This is a genomic window from Janthinobacterium sp. GW456P (genome assembly GCF_002127655.1).
In the GTDB taxonomy this organism is placed as follows: domain Bacteria; phylum Pseudomonadota; class Gammaproteobacteria; order Burkholderiales; family Burkholderiaceae_D; genus Janthinobacterium.
Window position 1 is genome coordinate 1 of sequence record NZ_NEHB01000016.1, and the last position, 17,558, is coordinate 17,558.

Annotated in this window: 17 protein-coding genes and 1 pseudogene; 11 read left to right on the plus strand and 7 right to left on the minus strand. The window is 64.7% G+C overall.

Annotation, left to right across the window (positions count from 1 at the left end; genetic code table 11):
- A pseudogene (locus tag CBW66_RS16185) lies at positions 1-506 on the plus strand (hypothetical protein); the annotation flags it as partial.
- 419 nt (positions 507-925) lie between these two features.
- On the opposite strand, the gene CBW66_RS16190 reads toward CBW66_RS16185, so the two are convergent.
- Positions 926-1,222, minus strand: a complete 297-nt coding sequence (locus CBW66_RS16190; RefSeq protein ID WP_086138109.1) for a flagellar protein FliT — start codon at positions 1,220-1,222, stop codon at positions 926-928.
- A gap of 178 nt (positions 1,223-1,400) precedes the next feature.
- Positions 1,401-2,228 carry an HDOD domain-containing protein gene (locus CBW66_RS16195; protein ID WP_086138258.1) on the minus strand — a complete coding sequence of 276 codons (828 nt, stop codon included), beginning with the start codon at positions 2,226-2,228 and terminating at the stop codon, positions 1,401-1,403.
- 155 nt (positions 2,229-2,383) lie between these two features.
- On the opposite strand from CBW66_RS16195, the gene CBW66_RS16200 reads away from it, so the two are divergent.
- From CBW66_RS16200 to CBW66_RS16210, 3 genes are all read left to right on the plus strand, one after another.
- The gene (locus CBW66_RS16200) at positions 2,384-4,453 is read left to right on the plus strand and encodes a M13 family metallopeptidase (protein WP_086138110.1); all 2,070 of its coding nucleotides are present in this window, start codon (positions 2,384-2,386) and stop codon (positions 4,451-4,453) included.
- A 66-nt stretch (positions 4,454-4,519) separates the two neighbouring features.
- Positions 4,520-5,161, plus strand: a complete 642-nt coding sequence (locus CBW66_RS16205; protein ID WP_086138111.1) for a bifunctional 2-polyprenyl-6-hydroxyphenol methylase/3-demethylubiquinol 3-O-methyltransferase UbiG — start codon at positions 4,520-4,522, stop codon at positions 5,159-5,161.
- Between the two features lie 154 nt (positions 5,162-5,315).
- Positions 5,316-5,501, plus strand: a complete 186-nt coding sequence (locus CBW66_RS16210; protein ID WP_034759763.1) for a CsbD family protein — start codon at positions 5,316-5,318, stop codon at positions 5,499-5,501.
- A 74-nt stretch (positions 5,502-5,575) separates the two neighbouring features.
- Here the strand turns inward: CBW66_RS16210 and CBW66_RS16215 are convergent, their stop codons facing one another.
- The 3 genes from CBW66_RS16215 to CBW66_RS16225 form a co-directional block, all read right to left on the minus strand.
- Positions 5,576-7,786: a S9 family peptidase gene (locus CBW66_RS16215; RefSeq protein WP_086138112.1), complete on the minus strand. Its 2,211-nt coding sequence runs from the start codon at positions 7,784-7,786 to the stop codon at positions 5,576-5,578.
- 190 nt (positions 7,787-7,976) lie between these two features.
- Positions 7,977-8,813, minus strand: coding sequence for a PhzF family phenazine biosynthesis protein (locus tag CBW66_RS16220; protein ID WP_086138113.1), 837 nt, complete (start codon positions 8,811-8,813; stop codon positions 7,977-7,979).
- Positions 8,814-8,831: 18 nt separating this feature from the next.
- The gene (locus tag CBW66_RS16225) at positions 8,832-10,226 is read right to left on the minus strand and encodes an MATE family efflux transporter (protein WP_086138114.1); all 1,395 of its coding nucleotides are present in this window, start codon (positions 10,224-10,226) and stop codon (positions 8,832-8,834) included.
- A gap of 192 nt (positions 10,227-10,418) precedes the next feature.
- Between CBW66_RS16225 and CBW66_RS16230 the strand changes: the two genes are divergently transcribed.
- The 6 genes from CBW66_RS16230 to CBW66_RS16255 all read left to right on the plus strand — a co-directional run bounded on the left by CBW66_RS16230 (position 10,419) and on the right by CBW66_RS16255 (position 15,413).
- Positions 10,419-11,096, plus strand: a complete 678-nt coding sequence (locus CBW66_RS16230) for a beta/gamma crystallin family protein (protein ID WP_086138115.1) — start codon at positions 10,419-10,421, stop codon at positions 11,094-11,096.
- Positions 11,097-11,275: 179 nt separating this feature from the next.
- The gene (locus CBW66_RS16235; RefSeq protein ID WP_086138116.1) at positions 11,276-12,142 is read left to right on the plus strand and encodes a beta/gamma crystallin-related protein; all 867 of its coding nucleotides are present in this window, start codon (positions 11,276-11,278) and stop codon (positions 12,140-12,142) included.
- Between the two features lie 102 nt (positions 12,143-12,244).
- Complete coding sequence (locus CBW66_RS16240) at positions 12,245-13,237, plus strand: beta/gamma crystallin-related protein (RefSeq protein ID WP_170932975.1); 993 nt, start codon at positions 12,245-12,247, stop codon at positions 13,235-13,237.
- A gap of 159 nt (positions 13,238-13,396) precedes the next feature.
- Complete coding sequence (locus tag CBW66_RS16245; protein WP_086138118.1) at positions 13,397-14,077, plus strand: beta/gamma crystallin-related protein; 681 nt, start codon at positions 13,397-13,399, stop codon at positions 14,075-14,077.
- Between the two features lie 94 nt (positions 14,078-14,171).
- Positions 14,172-15,098, plus strand: a complete 927-nt coding sequence (locus tag CBW66_RS16250; RefSeq protein ID WP_086138119.1) for a DnaJ C-terminal domain-containing protein — start codon at positions 14,172-14,174, stop codon at positions 15,096-15,098.
- A gap of 3 nt (positions 15,099-15,101) precedes the next feature.
- Positions 15,102-15,413: a MerR family transcriptional regulator gene (locus tag CBW66_RS16255; protein ID WP_086138120.1), complete on the plus strand. Its 312-nt coding sequence runs from the start codon at positions 15,102-15,104 to the stop codon at positions 15,411-15,413.
- Positions 15,414-15,416: 3 nt separating this feature from the next.
- On the opposite strand, the gene CBW66_RS16260 is transcribed toward CBW66_RS16255, so the two are convergent.
- Together CBW66_RS16260 and CBW66_RS16265 are read right to left on the minus strand one after the other, a co-directional pair.
- Positions 15,417-15,644 (minus strand): hypothetical protein, encoded by a 228-nt coding sequence (locus CBW66_RS16260; protein WP_086138121.1) that lies wholly within the window; start codon positions 15,642-15,644, stop codon positions 15,417-15,419.
- Between the two features lie 238 nt (positions 15,645-15,882).
- The gene (locus CBW66_RS16265; RefSeq protein ID WP_086138122.1) at positions 15,883-16,800 is read right to left on the minus strand and encodes a LysR family transcriptional regulator; all 918 of its coding nucleotides are present in this window, start codon (positions 16,798-16,800) and stop codon (positions 15,883-15,885) included.
- A gap of 134 nt (positions 16,801-16,934) precedes the next feature.
- Here CBW66_RS16265 and CBW66_RS16270 point away from each other — a divergent pair, with 134 nt between their 5' ends.
- Positions 16,935-17,540: an FMN-dependent NADH-azoreductase gene (locus CBW66_RS16270; RefSeq protein ID WP_086138123.1), complete on the plus strand. Its 606-nt coding sequence runs from the start codon at positions 16,935-16,937 to the stop codon at positions 17,538-17,540.
- Positions 17,541-17,558 lie beyond the last annotated feature (18 nt).

A 17,558-nucleotide genomic window follows, 5' to 3' on the forward strand; every position in this document is an offset into this window, starting at 1 on the left:
CCACGGCCCCCGTGGCCGCTTGCGCGCCGCAGGCGGCCACGGGGCAGGCGGCAGCGTGCGTGGGGCTGGACGAGAAAAACACGGCCCTGACTGAAAAGCTGGGTGAACTGGAAGGCAAGATCGGCGTCTTGCAAAAGGCGCTGGCCTTGCCTGCAGCCACCGTGCCGCCCGCCGCCGCGCCGGCCGTGGCGGAAGCGCCGCATGCCAAACCGAAGCCCCTGCACGCGGCGCCGGCAGCCGACAAGGAAAAGAAATCGGGTGGCATGCTGTGGCTCGGTATCGGCACGCTGGTCTTCCTGCTGCTGACGGCGCTCATCGTGTACATCGTGCGCAAGCGCAGGCAGGCGGCGGGTCCGGGCGCGCCGTCGAAATACTGGGTCTTGCTGCGCAAGCCGTTCGGCCGCAGGAAGAAGGATGTGCCCGTCTTGACGGAAGCGCTGGAAGAAGGGGTGGCGGCCGAGCCGGAGCCGGAACCGGAGCCGGAGCCGGAGCCGTTCTCGCGTTAATGCTGCCGCAAGACGGCGCTGAAATTTGATATAAAAAAAGATATTGAAAAAATACAGGGAAACGCTTGCCAATCACGTTGCTTGTTTCTTAAAGATGGTGATATGATTAATTCAGTGGACTTGCTCTACGACAAAACAGCCCCAGCCTGGCGCAGTCACCAACGATAGTGTGGCGCGGCAAACCAGGTGTAGCGTTGCATAAACGCCTGGGTCTGGAAGCGGTTCGCGATGCCGACGATGTGCTTGCGAACGCCGGATGCAACCGGCAGCGAGGCGACGCCAGGAGATACCTGGGGCTCGCCTTCCACATTCCCCCGCCTTGCTTTTTGAGCGCTGCAGATGGCGCGCTTGATGCCAGGGTGATAGACGAAAAAAAAGCACCTGCGGGTGCTTTTGTCGTTTCTGGCGCGGCAAGCTTCTTACATGCGTGCGCGCGCACCCTGCATGGCGTTCGGCAGTTGCGTCATCCATGGTTCCGTGATGGTGCGGATTTCGCGGTCATTGGCCAGGATTTGCTTGAGCAAGTCGATCTTGCGCAGGCGCGAGGCACCGGCCAGGGCAGGCATCTTGCCCGTCATGGTCGCGCTGGCGGCGCTGGCGCACTGGTTTTCCAGGGTATCCAAGCCATCCCAGTCGCTCGAACGTGCGGCCACGACCATTTGATTGGTCATTCCTGCAATATTTTCATACATCGAGAGAACGTCGTTGGAGGTCATGAGCACACCCGTAACTAGTGAATGGATTACCGCTTGTCTAGATTAACGGCGGGTCCAACGGGAACTTGAGGGTGTTTTTGAAAAAAAGTGAAAATAATTTGGATGTTTTTTGGCCGGCAGCCGGCATCGCCCGCAAACCCGCATGCCTGCTCGGTTGGCGATGCGGGCAACGGCCAGCTTACTTGACGAGATCTTCCAGGCCCGCGCTCAGTTCGGCAAGCGGCGGCATCCTGTCGACCAGCACGGAGGGCGGCAAACCGAGCGCTTCGGCCACCTCGTTGGGATAGCAGGCGATGATTTCTTCATTGCTCAGCTGGTTTTCATCGATGCGCGCGCGCCAGGCGGCCAGGTGGGTGATGGCGGCCAGGCGGTTCAACGGTGGCTTGGCCAGCGGAGCGGGAAAGGCGGCGATGGCCTCGGCAAAGGCGGGTGGAAACTTCCAGCGGCGCGCCAGTTCGGCGCCCACCTGCGCATAATCGTAGCCCAGCGACACTCGCTCAGCATCGAGCCGGCGTGCGTCGAGCGGCGGGGCGATCTTGTCGAGCTGCATGGCTTGCTCGGGCATGGCCGCATGGATTACCAGTTGTCCGATCGCATGCATCATGCCGATGGTGAACGCCAGGTCCTGGTTGTCGCCCGTCTGCCTGGCGATCCAGCGGGCAGATACGGCGCTGTGCAGGCTGTAGCGCCAGAACTGCGGCAAATTCAGGCCCGGCACGGCTTTGAAACCGCTGACGAGGCCCGAGCTGATGACGAGGGTGCGCACGGTCACAAAACCGAGCATCAGCACGGCATCTTCCACCGTGCCGATGCTGCGCGACACATGGTAATAGGCCGAGTTGGCCAGCCGCAGCAGCTTGGCGCTCAAGGCCGGGTCCGCTCCCAGCTTGCGCGCGATGTCTTCGGTGGCGATGGCGGGGTTGTCGAAACTGCGCACCAGTTCATCGACGATCTTCGGGGCGGCAGGCAGGGCGTGGGGATGCTGGAACAGCGCTTCCAGTTGCATGGCAATCTCCTTGGCGTTCGTGCGGTACGGGATGCGGTCGTGCAACTATATGCCGATTTTTTGTCCACATGCAAAAAAGTTAGGGGACGCTTTTTCGCCCCAAAAAGGCAGGATTTTCAGGGTATGATTTTAGCTATTACATCGAAAGGATCGCCATGCACGGTTTGCGTTTTTCCTGGTCCCGGACGCCAGTCCAGGCCGCCATCATCCTCGCCCTGGCCGGCGTTTCGCTCACCGGTTTTCCTGCCCAGGCGCATGGCCAGCAAGGGGCCGCCAGCGCCGCCGCCCCCGCTGTCGCGAAGGCCTTGCCCGGTGACGATTTCTACGATTACGTGAATGGGGACTGGCTGCGCGCCACGGAAATTCCCGCCGACCGCAGCAGCTGGGGCTCGTTCGCCATGCTCGCCAACGCCACCAACGAGCGCATCATCGCCCTCGTCGAAGGCCTGGCGGCGGCGCCGCAGGCGGATGCATCGGCGCGCCAGGTCAGCGATTTTTACCGTTCCTGGATGGATGAAGCGGCTATCGAAGCGAAAGGCTGGGCGCCGATCAAGCCGCTGCTCAAGAAGATCGACGGCATACGCGACCAGGCAGGGCTGGCCCGCGCGCTGGGCGAGAGCCTGCGCGCCGACGTCGACCCGCTCAACGCCACCAATTTTTATACGGAAAACCTGTTCGGCCTGTGGGTCGCGCAAGACTTGAACGACACCACGCGCAACGTGGCCTACCTGCTGCAGGGCGGGCTGGGCTTGCCCGACCGCGCGTTTTACCAGAGCGACAGCGCGCGCATGCAGGGCTTGCGCGCGGGCTACCAGGCGCATATCGCCGCCATGCTCCAGCAGGCAGGCTACGGCGATGCGCCGGCCCGCGCCGCGCGCGTGTTTGCGCTGGAACAGCAAATTGCCGCCAGTCACGCCAGCCGCGAGGATTCGGCCGATGTCGCCAAGGGCAACAATGCGTGGCGCGCCGCCGACTTCGCCAGCAAGGCGCCGGGACTCGACTGGAAAGTCTTCTTCGAAGCGGCAGGGCTGGGCCGGCAGACGGATTTCATCGTCTGGCATCCGACGGCCATGACGGGCAGTGCCGCGCTGGTGGCCAAGGTGCCGCTGGCCACGTGGAAAGATTTCCTGGCCTTCCACGCGATCAACCATTTCAGCACCATCTTGCCGAAGGCGGCCGCCGACCAGCGCTTCGCCTTCTATGGCAGCGCCCTGAGCGGCACGCCACAGCAGTCGCTGCGCAGCAAGCGGGCGCTGGCCGCGACGAATGCGGCCCTGAGCGACGCCGTCGGCAAGCTGTACGTGGAACGCTATTTCCCGCCTGAATCGAAAGCCCGCGTGCAAGACATGGTGACGAATATCGTCGCCGCCTTCTCGCGCCGCATCGACAAGCTGGACTGGATGGCGCCGGCCACCAAGGCGCAGGCGCAGGAAAAACTCAAGACCCTGTACGTGGGCGTGGGCTATCCCGAACAGTGGGAAAACTATGCGGGCTTGCGCGTGGTGCGCGGCGATGCGCTGGGCAATGTGCAGCGGGCGGAGCAGTTTCATTACCGGCAGGAACTGGCCAAGCTGGGCCAGTCTCCCGACCGCAAGGCCTGGGCCATGCCGGCGCAGCTGGTCAATGCCGTCAACTTGCCGCTGCAAAATGCGCTGAACTTTCCGGCCGCCATCCTGCAGCCGCCATTCTTCGACCCGCAGGCATCCGATGCGGCCAACTATGGCGGCATCGGCGCCACCATCGGCCACGAGATCAGCCACAGCTTCGACGATCAGGGCGCGCAGTTCGACGCCCAGGGCAAGCTGCGCGACTGGTGGACGCCGGCCGACCTGGCGCATTTCCAGGCGGCATCCAAGCAATTGGTGGAACAGTTCGCGGCCTACAAACCGTTCCCCGACCTGGCGGTGAATGGCCAGTTGACCCTGAGCGAAAACCTGGCCGACCTGGCCGGCGTGGCGGCCGCCTATGATGCGTTCACCCTGTCGCAGCAGGGCAAGCCGGCGCAGCCGGACGCGGACCGCGATTTCTTCATCGGTTACGGCGTCAGCTGGCGCAGCAAGGCGCGCGAAGCGGCGGAGCGCCAGCAAATCCTCACGGATGGTCATGCACCGGCGCAATACCGCGCCGCCACCGTGCGCAACCTCGACGCCTGGTATCCGGCCTTCGACGTCAAGCCGGGGCAGCAGCTGTACCTGGCGCCGGAACAGCGCGTGCGCGTCTGGTAGTCATAAGCGGCGCCGGCGCACAGCGCGCCGGCACCGTAAAATGGCGTGATTACTGATTGGAGCGCCATGAAGCCGACCCCACCGCAAGATCCCATCCACGCCATCACGGGCCGCACCCTGGCCCACTACGATGCCAGCGCCGAGCAGTTTTTCGAAGGCACGCGCGATCACGACGTCAGCCAGAACATCAGCGCGCTGCTGAACGCCATCGGCAGGCCGGCGCCGCTGGCGATCCTCGACCTCGGCTGCGGCCCCGGCCGCGACTTGAAGGCGTTCACGGCCATGGGCCACCACGCGACGGGCGTCGATGGCTGCCCCCGCTTTGTCGAGATGGCGCGCGCCTACAGCGGCTGCACCGTGTGGCAGCAGGATTTCGTCGACCTCGATTTGCCCGCCGCCCACTTCGACGGCGTGTTCGCGAATGCCGTGCTGTTCCACGTGCCCAGCGCCGCCTTGCCCGGCGTGCTGCGCGCCCTGCACGGGTGCTTGAAGGAGGGCGGCGTGCTGTTCAGCTCGAACCCGCGCGGGCAGAACCAGGAAGGCTGGAATGGCGCGCGCTACGGCAGCTACCACGACGAAGCGAGCTGGGCTGCGTATGTGCAGGCGGCCGGTTTCAGCCTGGTCGAGCAGTATTACCGTCCGCCGGGCTTGCCGCGCGAGCAGCAGCCGTGGCTGGCTACCGTCTGGCGTAAGGATTTGGCGACCTGATCGACGATGTTGGCACTGTGTTAGGAACCGTACAGAGCCTTTGATCCCCCCTGCGTACTATGGACACATCGACACGCAACAAGCAGCGTGTGAGCCGCAGTACCGGTCCTTTGGGGCTGGACAACAAATGTACCAACTACAGTGAGGATCCATCATGAACAAAGATCAAGTCGAAGGTAAACTGAAGGAAGTCGGCGGTAAAATCCAGGAAGCCGCTGGCAAAGTCGTCGGCAGCGAAGAACAGCAAGCCAAGGGCCTGGCAAACCAGGTCGAAGGCAAAGTGCAGAAGAAAGTTGGCGACGTCAAGGACGCGGTCGAGACCGTCACGCGCAAGCCATAATTTCTGCTCCAGCATAAAAAAACCGCCGCCTGTCGCGAGACAGGCGGCGGTTTTTTATTGGATGCAGCGCAAGCTTACTGTGCTGGCTGCATCAGGTTCTGCTTGAAGAACAGCTCGATTTTCTTGTACACGTGGCGCTGGCCAGCGCGCGACGAGATGCCGTGCTTGGCGCCCGGATACGTCATCAGGTCGAACTGCACGCCGCGGTTCACGAGCGCGTCGATCAGTCGCGTGCTGTTGCTGAACAAGACGTTATCGTCGGCCATGCCGTGCACCAGCAGCAGGGGCGACTTCAGGCCGTCGAGGTGGGCGAACACGGTGCTGGCCTTGTAGCCGTCCACGTTCTCTTTCGGCATGCCGAGGAATTGCTCCGTGTAGTGCGTGTCGTACAGCGACCAGTCGGTCACGGGCGCCACCGACACGCCCATGGCGATCTTGTCGGATGCGGCCGACAGCAAACGCAGGGTCATGAAACCGCCGTAGCTCCAGCCGAACACGCCGATGCGTTTAGGATCGACGAAGCTTTGCTTGCCCAGCCAGTCGATGCCGACCAGCTGGTCCGCCACTTCGGCAGCACCGAGGTTGTGGTAGATGGCGTCCGTGAACGCGCGTTCGCGGCGTGACGAACCCCGGTTATCGAGGCGGAAGACGACAAAGCCCTGCTGCGCCATGTACTGGTCGAAGTTGTTGCCCCAGCGGCGAGCCACGTGCTGCGAGTGCGGGCCGCCATACGTCGACAGGTAGACGGGGTAGCGTTTGCTGGCGTCAAAGTTCGACGGTTTCACCAGCGAGTAGTGCAGGGTCTGGCCATCGTTGGCTTTCAGGGTGCCGTATTGCGTTGGCAGGTGGTCCGCCTTGTACTTGAAGTACGGGTGGCTGGCGTTGAGCGCGTTTTCTTCCAGCCAGCCCACCATGGCGCCGTCCGGACGGCGGATGCTCACTTGCGGCGGCGTGGCCGGGTCGGAATAGGTATCGACAAAGACTTCGCCGTTGCGCGAGAACGTCGTGTCGTGCCAGCCGTCGGCTTTCGTCACGCGCTGCGGCCTGTCGGCCGTACTGCCGTCGAGGGCCAGGGCATAGGTCTGCTTGTCGATGACGGCGTCGCGGTTCGACGACACGAAGACCTTGCCCGTCTTCTGGTTCACGGCCAGCACGCTGTCGATGCCCCACTCGCCGGACGTGACCGGGTGCAGCAGCTTGCCGCTCATGTCGTACAGGTACAGGTGGTTGCGGCCCGTGCGCTCGGACGACCACAGGAAGGTGCCGTTCGACAGGAAGCGCAGGTCGTCATGGATGCTGACCCAGGTCTTTGCCGTTTCCGTCAGCAGGGTGCGCTGCGCCAGGGTGGCCGCATCGACGGCGACCAGGTCCAGGGTCTTCTGGTCGCGCGACTGGCGCTGATAGACGAGCGACTTGCTGTCCGCGCTCCAGTCGGCGCGCACCAGGTAGATGTCCGGGTTCGCGCCCAGGTCCACCTGGCGCTGCGCGCCCGTTTCCGGCGAGACGATCAGCAGTTGCACCAGCACGTTCGGGTCGCCGGCGGCAGGGTAGCGCTGTTCCACGACGTCGGTGCGGTCGGCGAAGATTTCGAAGCGGCGCACGACGGGAACGGGCGCTTCGTCATAGCGTTTGTAGGCGATGGCCGAATCGTCGGGCGCCCAGTAGTAGCCGGTGCGCTGGCCCATTTCTTCCTGCGCCACGAATTCGGCTTCGCCATTGCGGATCGTGCCCTTGCCGTCGGTGGTGAGCTGGCGTTCCTGGCCCGACTTCAGGTCGATCACATAGATGTTCTGGTCGCGCACGAACGACACGTAGCGGCCTTTCGGCGAGATTTTCGGGTCCAGTACATTGCCCTTGGCGACCAGGCGCGCCTTGTCCGGGTGGGCCGCGTCGACCAGGTACAGATTGCCGGCCAGCGGCACCAGCAGCTGCTTGCCATCGGGCGACCAGCTGTAGCTGAGGATGCCGTTCAGGCTGGCCGTGCGCTCGCGTTCGCGGCGCGCCTGCTCTTCGGGCGAGATGACTTCATTCGGCACCAGCGCCTTCGAGTCGACCAGGCGGTGCGTGCTCTTGTCCTTCAGCTTGAATTCCCACAGGTCGAGCTGGAACTGGTTGTCGGCGCGGCCGCGCAGGAACGTGACGCGTTCGCCGTCGGGCGAGACCTTCAGGTTGCGCACGCCGGGGCCGGCCAGCGCCGGATCGGCGTGGATGCGTTCCAGGGTCAGCTTTTCAGCCGATGCGGGAACGCTGGCCATCGCGGCCAGAAAACAAAGAATAAAACGCATGGATGTCTCGGTAGTTGGAAGAAGAAGGGCACTGCATGTAAAGGCGAGCTTGAGCGTTGCCTAAGCGTAAGACGATACCAGAGCGTGCCTGTTTATGCGATAGCGCCGGCCACGGAATAAACCGTTCATGGCCGTATTTCCTTCGTCAAAAATATCCAACAGCCGCCCATTCCATGGCGCTTTGCCCCGTTCAGGCCAATATCGACCCTGCGATCACGGTCAGGCAGGCGCCGCCTATCCAGGCATGGCCGGCGCGGAAACTGACGGAAACGCGGCCATCGCGCTGCAGGCACGTGCCCTGGCGAACCGTGTAGTCGCTGCCCGCCAGCAGCTGCGCGATGCAGGCGTTGGCGCTGCCCGTGACGGGGTCTTCCACCAGCGCGCCGTGCTCGCTGAGCAGCGCGCGCACTTCGTAGTCGGCCGGTCCGCCGGCGGCGTGCGGGCCATACAGCGCCAGGCCGTCGGCGCGGGCGGCGGCCAGCAATGGCGTCAGCGCGGCGATGTCGGCGCGCACGGCCAGGCAGGCGGCGGCGCTTGCCAGCGGCACGCACAGCCAGCGGATGCCCATGTCGACGATGGTGGCGACTGCGGCCAGTTCTCCGCCCAGCGCCGTGTGCAGCAGCGGCAGCAGATCCGCGGAGAGCGCGCGCGTGGCGCAGGGCGGCGCCTGGAACGCCAGCACGCCGCCGGCGCCCCGTTCTATCTGCACCAGGCCGACGCCGCATTCCTGCACGATGCGCGCGCCCCTGGGCTGCATGCCCGCATCGAGCAGGGCGTGCGCCGTGCCCAGGGTCGGGTGGCCGGCGAACGGAAATTCCATCTCGGGCGAAAAAATCCGCACGCGGTAATCGGCTGCCGGGTCGCGCGGCGCCAGCACGAAGGTGGTTTCCGACAGGCCCGTCCAGCGCGCGATGGCCTGCATCTGCGCCGCATCGAGGCCATTCGCGTCCAGCACCACGGCCAGCGGATTGCCGAGGAAGGGCACGCTGCTGAAGACATCGACCTGCGTGAAGGGGCGTTGCTGCATGGCGGCTTCCTTGTTGGCTTATCGGGCTGCGCGCAGCCGCTGCAGCGACAGGCGGTTCAGATACCAGGTCAGCAGCACGGCGGCCACCGTCAAGCCCGTCACCAGGCCGATCCAGAAACCGGCGGCGGCCATCGGCTCGGCCGGCGACCAGATGAAGCCTTGCGGCGCGAGGCCCAGCACATAGCCGATCGGCAGCGAGAAGCCCCAGAAGGCCAGCAGCTGGATCAGCATCGGCTGGCGCGTTACCTTGTAGCCGCGGATGGCGCAGGAAGTGGCCACCTGCGTCGCGTCGGATAGCTGGAACAGGGCGGCGAACAGCAGCAGCTGCGCGCACAGTTCCTGCACCTGCGGGTCGGACGTGTAGGCTTGCGCGATCTGGTGGCGGAAGATGGTGATGACGGTGGCCGAGACGATGGCCGCCGTCAGCGACATGGCCACGCCCACCCACGAAATGAAGCGCGCCTTGCGCAAATTGGCTTCGCCCACGGCATGGCCCACGCGCGTGACCAGCGCGATGCCGAAGGTGAGCGGCACCATGAAGACGACGGACGAGAAATTGAGGGCGATCTGGTGCGCCGACACCTGGATCACGCCGAAGCGCGCCACCAGCAGGCTGATGACGCCAAAGGCGCTCACTTCGGCAAAATACGTGACGCCGATGGGCAGGCCCAGGCGCAGCATGGGACCGATGGACGAGCGCTGCGGCCATTCCCAGTGCGTAAACGGATACGTGGCGCGGTAGACGGGCGCGATTTTGATCCAGGCCAGCATGGCCAGCAGCATCATCCACACGCAGCAGGTGGTGGCCACGGCGCAGCCCACGCCGCCGAGTTTCGGCATGCCCCAGTGGCCGTAGATCAGCAGGTAGTTGACGAAAATATTCAGCGCCAGCGCGGCCAGCGCGATCACCATCACGGGCTTGGTCTGGTTGATGCTGGTGCTGTAGCCGTACAGCGCGCGGTAGGCGGCGAACGGCGGCAGCGCGCAGCTGATGATGTGCACGAACAGCTTGGCCTTGGATGCCACGGCCGGTTCCAGCATCAGGTGGTCGAATACCAGCGCCGCCATGTTCGTCAGCAGGCAGGCCACCAGGCCGACGAGCAGCGCCTTCCACAGCGACTGGCGCACGATGTGCGGCACCCGGTCGTGGCGCGCCGCGCCGATTTCATGCGCCACCAGGGTATTGATCGCCATCATGATGCCGCTCACGGTGACGAGCACGATGGACCAGATGGCCGCGCCCAGCGACACGGCCGCCAGTTCCTCGGGATTCGTATGCCCCGTCATCGCCACGTCGGCCGCGCCCATGCCGACGGTGGCCAGCTGGCCGATCAGAATGGGCCAGGCCAGCTTCCACAGCGACGAGACTTCGGTGCGGACGGCGGGCAGGGTGAACGAGGTAGTGTGTGGCATGGGCGGCAAGCTTGACTAAACACAAGATTCTACCGGCATTCGCCGCGCTTGTCCGACGCCGCGCTGCGGTGGGCGGCCCGCCACGGTAATCATTTGTTACAGCTAAGCGGGCCAGTCGCGGATAGACTGCGCGCTCTATTTGGCAAAATGACCAAATAGTCAACCGCAGTACCCTGACTATGGAGCAAGACCATGCTGAAACACACCCTGAACTGCGCCCTGTTGCTGGGCGCCGCCATGACGGCCGAACTGGCCGGCGCCGGCGAACTGACCCTGTATTCGCGCGACGATTATCACGGCCGCTCGCAGACCGTGCGCGACGCCGTCGCCGACCTTGAAGACCTGCGTTTCAACGACACGACGCAAAGCATCCGCGTGCGCTCGGGCCGCTGGGAAGCGTGCGAGGAAGCCGATTTCCGCGGCGCCTGCTACCTGCTCGAGGCAGGCGAGTATCCGTCGCTGGACGGCCAGGCCAACAAAATCACCTCGCTGCGCGAAGTGCGCGGCGGCTGGGATGGTCATCGGGGCCGCGACCGTGATGGCGACCGCGACCGGGGACGCGACTGGGACGGCCGCCGGGAGCGTGACCGCGAGCGCGGCCATTTGCCGGGGCGCTCGCTGGGCGGCGAACTGACCTTCTATACGCGCGACGATTTCGCCGGCCGCAGCTTGAACGTGAGCAACGCTTCCGCCGATTTGCGCGAACGCGACTTCAACGACACGGTGCAAAGCGTGCGCGTGCGCTCCGGTTATTGGGAAGTATGCGAAGACGTGGGCTTCCGTGGCCGCTGCCGCACCTTGACGCCGGGCGAGTACGCGAGCCTGGAGCGCATGAGCAACCGCATCTCGTCGGTGCGCGAAGTGCGCTGACGCGACGCGGATAGTACGCGAAGTGGCAATAACCGGCTCCTGCGGGGCCAGTTATTGCTTTTGGTAACAATTTATTGTGCTTTTCCCATACTTTGTTACACCGTTTTTTCTGTGGATGGCTACACTGACATCAGTTGTCATGTCGATCACTTACTTTTGCCGCCACCGGAGACCGCCCCATGCATCGCCCGCTCGCCTTTGCTCTGCTGTGTGCCAGTTCGCTGTTTGTTCACCTCGCGGCGCAGGCCGGCGAGATCCGCCTGTACACCGATGACAATTTCAAGGGCAGGGTGGTGGTCTTGCGCGATACGACGGACGACTTGTCGCGTGTCAATTTCAATGACACCGTCTCGAGCATCCAGGTCGATTCGGGCAGCTGGGAAGTGTGCACGCATGCCGATTTCAAGGGCGATTGCAAGACCCTGGAGCGGGGCGATTACCGCTCGATGCCGGGCATGAACGATAAAATCTCGTCCGTGCGGGAACTGGGTGGCAGCAGTGGCAACAGCGGCGGGCGCCGCGCGGCGCTGGAGCTGTTCGCCGACGGCGGCCAGCGCGGCGCATCGGCCGGCGTGAACTCGGACCGCGACGACCTGGTCGACATCAGCTTCAACGACCGCGCCAGCAGCGCGCGCGTCGAGTACGGCTACTGGCAGCTGTGCAGCGATTCCAACTACCGTGGCAGCTGCCGCGTGTTCGGGCCTGGCAGCCATGATGATCTGGGCAGCCTGAATGGACGGGTGTCGTCGGCGCGCCTGGTCGATCCGCGCGAGGAGAACCGTCCGCAAAATGACGAGGGCCTGGTGGTGCTGTATGGGCGCGCGTTCCTGAAGGGGCCAGGGCTGCAGGTGAACCGTGACGTCAGCGACCTGGTGCGCCTGAACTTCAACGACCAGGCCGCATCCCTCGCCATCAACGAAGGCACCTGGGAAGTCTGCACGGACTCGCAGTTCAACGGCACCTGCGAGCGCATGGGGCCGGGCAAGTATGAAGTGCTGAACACGACGTTCGACAAGCGTATTTCCTCGCTGCGCCGCCTGTATTGAATGCGTGATCGGGCCTGTCGCGTGCCCTTGTATTTGTTACACTAGCATCCTGGCGCAACAGCCAGGCAAATCATCACCAAAGAATGAAGAATGGAGTTAATCATGACGGGCCCTTTCAAACACACGCTGGCATGCGCGGCCACCTTGCTGCTCTCGCTGGGGGCCCATGCGGCCGCCCATGCGGGCGATATCACCTTGTTCGAAGACGTTGATCTGCGCGGCCGCGCAGTAAACCTGCGCGAGACGACGGACGATCTGTCGCGCTTTGGGTTCAACGACAAGGTGTCGAGCATCCTGGTGCGTTCGGGCACGTGGGATGTGTGTACCGATGCCGGTTTTCGCGGCAATTGCCGTACCCTGGGGCCGGGCGAATACCGTTCGATGCCGGGCATGAACGACGCCATTTCCTCGGTGCGCGAAGCGGGCCGCGGCGATGGCTACAATCCGGGACGCCCGGGACGCGATCCCGACCGGGGCCATGGCGGCTATGGCCGTGGCGGCACCCTGGAAGTGTATTCGGGCGCGGGCCAGAATGGCGGCTCGGCGCGCCTGAACCGCGACACGGACGATTTCGTCAATATCGGTTTCAACGACCGCACCACCAGCATCGTCGTGTATAACGGCTACTGGCAGCTGTGCAGCGATTCGAACTACAACGGCGTGTGCCGCATCTTCGGCCCTGGCCGCCATGACGACCTGGGCCGCGGCCTCGATGGGCGCGTCTCGTCGGCGCGCATGGTCGACGAGCGCGAAGGGCGCCGCCAGCAGCAGTACGATAATCAGTACCAGCGGCCGCAGTACGACCAGCCGCAGTATCCGCAATACCAGCAGCCGCAGTACCAGCAGCGCGGCGCCGTCCTGCTGTTCCCCGAAGCGGGCATGCGCGGCGAGCCGCTGGCGCTGGACCGCAATGCGGAAGACCTGGTGCGCTACAACTTCAATGACCGCGCCTCGTCCATCGTCGTCTACGAGGGCCAGTGGGAAGTGTGCAGCGATTCGAACTTCCGTGGCCGCTGCGAAGTGATCGGGCCCGGCGAATATGGCCGCCTGAACAGCATGGAAAACCAGATTTCCTCGCTGCGCCGCGTACGCTGATCCCGTCCTGACGTCGTGCTGACACACCGCCTGCCGGGTTGATCCCGTCAGGCGGTTTTTACATTCGCTGCCGTGCGCTGACATTTGCTTGCCCTTTGTTACACTCGCCGCCTGCCGCCAGGTCTACACTGGCGAAAATGTATCCGTATTGGAGTTGTCATGGTTCGATCTTTCCGGCCCGCGCTGTTGTGCGCCGCCACCTTCCTCGCCCCCCTTGCCGCATCCGCGGGTGAAATCACCCTGTTCGAAGACGCCGGTTTCCGCGGGCGCCCCGTGACCCTGCGTTCCGACACGGGCGACCTGTCGCGCATGGGCTTTAACGACAAGACCTCGAGCATCATCGTGCGCTCGGGTACCTGGGAAGTGTGCAAGGACGCCAATTACCGTGGCAACTGCCGTACCTTCGGACCTGGCCGCTACGGCAGCATGCCGGGCATGAACGACGCCGTTTCCTCCGTGCGCGAAGTGGGCCGTCCGGGCCATGGCGGCGGCGATCACCGCCCGTATCCACCGCGCCCGCCGCGTCCGGAGCCGGAGCGTCCTTATCCTGGCTATCCCGGCCACGGCGGCGGCCACCGTCCCGACATGAATGGCGCCGTGCTGCTGTTCCCCGATGCCGGCATGCGCGGCCGGCCCGTGCGCCTGGACCGCGAAGTGCGCGACTTGAGCCGCTATGGCTTCAATGACCGCGCCGAATCGATTGTCGTCAATTACGGCCGCTGGCAATTCTGCGTCGATGCCAACTTCCGCGGCCGCTGCGTGGTGATGGGGCCAGGCAGCTATGGCCGCCTGCACGGTGGCCTCGACCGCCGCATTTCCTCGCTGCGCCGCGTGCGCTGATACGTGTCGGGCAGCGTTGTATCGTGCACACGCTGTCCAGCGCCCAATTCGTGTACTCTTCCCATAGGCAGTTCAACCATGGGGAGCGAGCACGGTGGAATACAAGGATTATTACAAGGAGCTTGGCGTCGAGAAGACGGCGTCCGAGGCCGAGATCAAGAAAGCGTACCGCAAGCTGGTGCGCAAATACCATCCCGACGTGAGCAAGGAACCGGACGCCGACAAGCGCACCAAGGCCCTCAACGAGGCCTACGGCGTGCTGGGCGACGCGGAAAAGCGCGCCGCCTACGATGAACTTGGGCGCAGCGCGCAAGGCCATCCACGGGGCGAGCCATTCCGTCCGCCGCCGGACTGGGGTTCGGGCTACGAATCGTCGGGCGCCGACGACAGCGACTTCTTTGCCGACCTGTTCGCCCACGTGGGCGGGCGCCGCCGCGCCGGCGGCAGTTTCCAGATGCAGGGCGAAGACAGCCACGCCGCCATCACCATCGACCTGCAGGACAGCTACCAGGGCGCCAGGCGCCACATCGTCATGCGCGTGCCCGAAGCGGATGCGCAAGGCCACGTGGTGACGCGCGAACGCACGCTGGAGGTGACGATACCGAAAGGCGTCACGGAAGGACAGCAGCTGCGCATGAAGGGGCAGGGCAATCCCGGCAGCGGAGGCGCGCCCGCCGGCGACTTGTACCTGGAAATCCGCTTCCGGCCCGATGCGCGCTACAAGGTGGAAGGGCGCGACGTGTTCGAGACGGTGCCCGTCACGCCGTGGGAAGCGGCGCTGGGCGGCGACATCGACGTGCCCACGCCATCGGGCACCGTGACCGTCACGGTGCCGCCCAATTCGCAGACGGGGCGCAAGCTGCGTCTGAAGGGGCGCGGCATTCCCGCCGCCCAGCCGGGCGACCTGTATCTGCTGCTGGAAGTGGTGCTGCCGCCGGCGAACGATGACAAGGCGCGCGAACTGTATGCAACCATGGCGCGCGAGATGGCTTTCAATCCGCGCCAGAAGCTGGGAGGGTAAATCATGACAAACAAGGTAATTGGCGAATTGCTCGAAGATCGTGCCCTGAGCCTGGAAGAACTGGCGCGCGCCTGCGCGGTGGAACCGGATTGGGTGGTGCAGCATGTGCAGACGGGCGTGCTGCTGCAGGACGGCCCGCCGGCGGGCCAGCTGACGGCGTGGCGCTTCACCAGCCTGGACCTGGTGCGCGCGCGCCGCCTGCACGAAATCGAATCCGTGTTCGGCGCGAACGCCGAACTGGCCGCGCTGGTGGTTGATTTATCGGAGGAAGTGGCGCGCCTGCGCCGCCGCCTGCACGTGCTGGGCGTCGAGTAGCTTTTACTCAGGCTCGCCGTGGCGTGCCACGGTGAGCCGCGCAATATAAAACTGCCCATCGACGACCACGCGGTGCGGGATGCCGGCCACGTCGAAGCCGGGACCGCCGTCTTCCATCCATTCCTGCGCCAGCGAGTCGAACTGCTGCGGCGTCATGCGCAGCATCTGCGCCGTGATGACGAAGCGCGCGCCTGGTTTTTGCTTGTTGACGAAGTCGTCGATGCCGGCCATGTGAATCTCTTCAAGGTTGTGTCTGAAATCGGGGTCAGACCCGTCGGGTCTGACCCCGGCACTTGTTTGGGGTTTGCTGCGGCATGATACCCGTCCGCGCGTTCTTCTAGAAGCCCTGGGGTCAGCCCCCGGACACGTTGGCACTCAGCCTTGCGGTGGCGCTGTTGAGGGACTCGGCGTCCCCGTCTGACGCCAGATTCCCGCCGCGGGCCACTATCATACCTTCGCGCTCACTTATCTAGAACCCCGCTTCTGGCAGCAGCGGCAACTGCTCCGCAAACCGCTCCGTCAGCCACTTGCCCGCCTGGCCCGGCGGCGTGTCGGCGCGCTGGATCAGGTAAATCGGGTAATTCTCGCCGTTGTCGACGGCCAGCGGCAGGTGCACCAGCCGTCCCTCCGTCAAATCCTCGCGCACCATCGCTTCTGGCATGTTGCCCCAGCCCAGGCCCGCGCGCAGCAGCGCGTGCTTGGAGCCGAGGTCGCCCAGGCGCCAGTTGCGCAAGCCCAGCACGCCGAAATCCTGGCCCTCCGTCAGCACGCTGCGGTCGCTGAGCACCAGCTGCACGTGTTCGCGCGCCACGCCGGACGCAATCGGGCCTTCCAGCTGCGCCAGCGCATGGCTGGGCGCGGCTACGGGAATCAGGCGCACGTGGCCGACGGCCAGGCGCTCGAAGACGCTGGCCGTGGCCGTCATCCAGCCGCCGAGGCCGATGTGGCAGCTGCCATCCATCACCAGCTGCGCCACGGCGCCCATGGCTTCGATGCGCAGGCGCAGGGCGACGGTGGGGAACTGGGCCTGGAACGCCTCGAGCACGCGCACCAGCACGCAGGTGGGGAACATCACGTCGACCACCACCGACACTTCCGCCTCCAGCCCGCCAGCCAGCGCCTTGGCGCGCGCGCGCATGGCATCGACCTTCAGGGCCACGGCGCGCGCGTCGGCCAGCAGGGCCTTGCCCGCGTCCGTCAGCGTGGGCTTGCGCTTGCCGCGGTCGAGCAGCACCACATTCAGCTGTTCTTCCAGGTTGGCGATGGTGTAGCTGATCACCGACTGCGTGCGGTGCAGCTGGCGCGCCGCGTGGGCGAAGCCGCCCGCGTCGATGACGGCGACGAACACGCGCAACTGGTCGAGCGAAGGCTGGCCCGGTTCTCTCATGGCAAATCCCTATCTAAAAATTCGATGTTAATCATTGATATTTACATGGTTTTCTCGATGGTAGACCTGAACTATGCTGTATGCAAGGGCTGCGATGCGGCCCATCCCGTCACCCGTTTTCCCAGGAGCACTTCATGAGCAAGGTTTTATACATCAATAGCAGCGTGCGCAACAGCGGTTCCCTGTCGCGTCAATTGTCGGGCGAATTCGTCGCGAAACTGGCCGCGCAAGGTGCCAGCGTCGTCGAGCGCGACCTGTCCGCGCAAGCGGTGCCGCACCTGACGGAAGAGGTGATGGGCGCCTTCTTCACGCCGGCCGAGCAGCGCAGCGCGCAGGCGGCAGCGGCGGTGCAGCTGTCCGATACCCTGGTCGATGAATTGCTGGCCGCCGACGTGCTGGTGCTGGCCGCGCCCATGTACAACTTTTCCGTGCCGTCGACCCTGAAGGCGTGGATCGATCACGTGGCGCGCGCGGGCCGCACTTTCCAGTACACGGCAACGGGTCCCGTCGGCCTGGCCACGGGCAAGAAAGCGGTGATTTTCACGGCCAGCGGCGGCGTCTACAGCGAAGGTCCGGGTGCCGCGTATGACCACCTGAGCACCTATCTGCGCACGGCGCTGGGCTTCATCGGCATTACCGACATCGAGTTCGTGCAAGCCGAAGGCGTGGCCATGGGCGAGGATGCCGTCGCCAGCGCGATCGCCAAGGGCCGCGCGTCGATCGAGGCCCTGGCTGCCTGAGTCTGGCCCCGCTCTAGT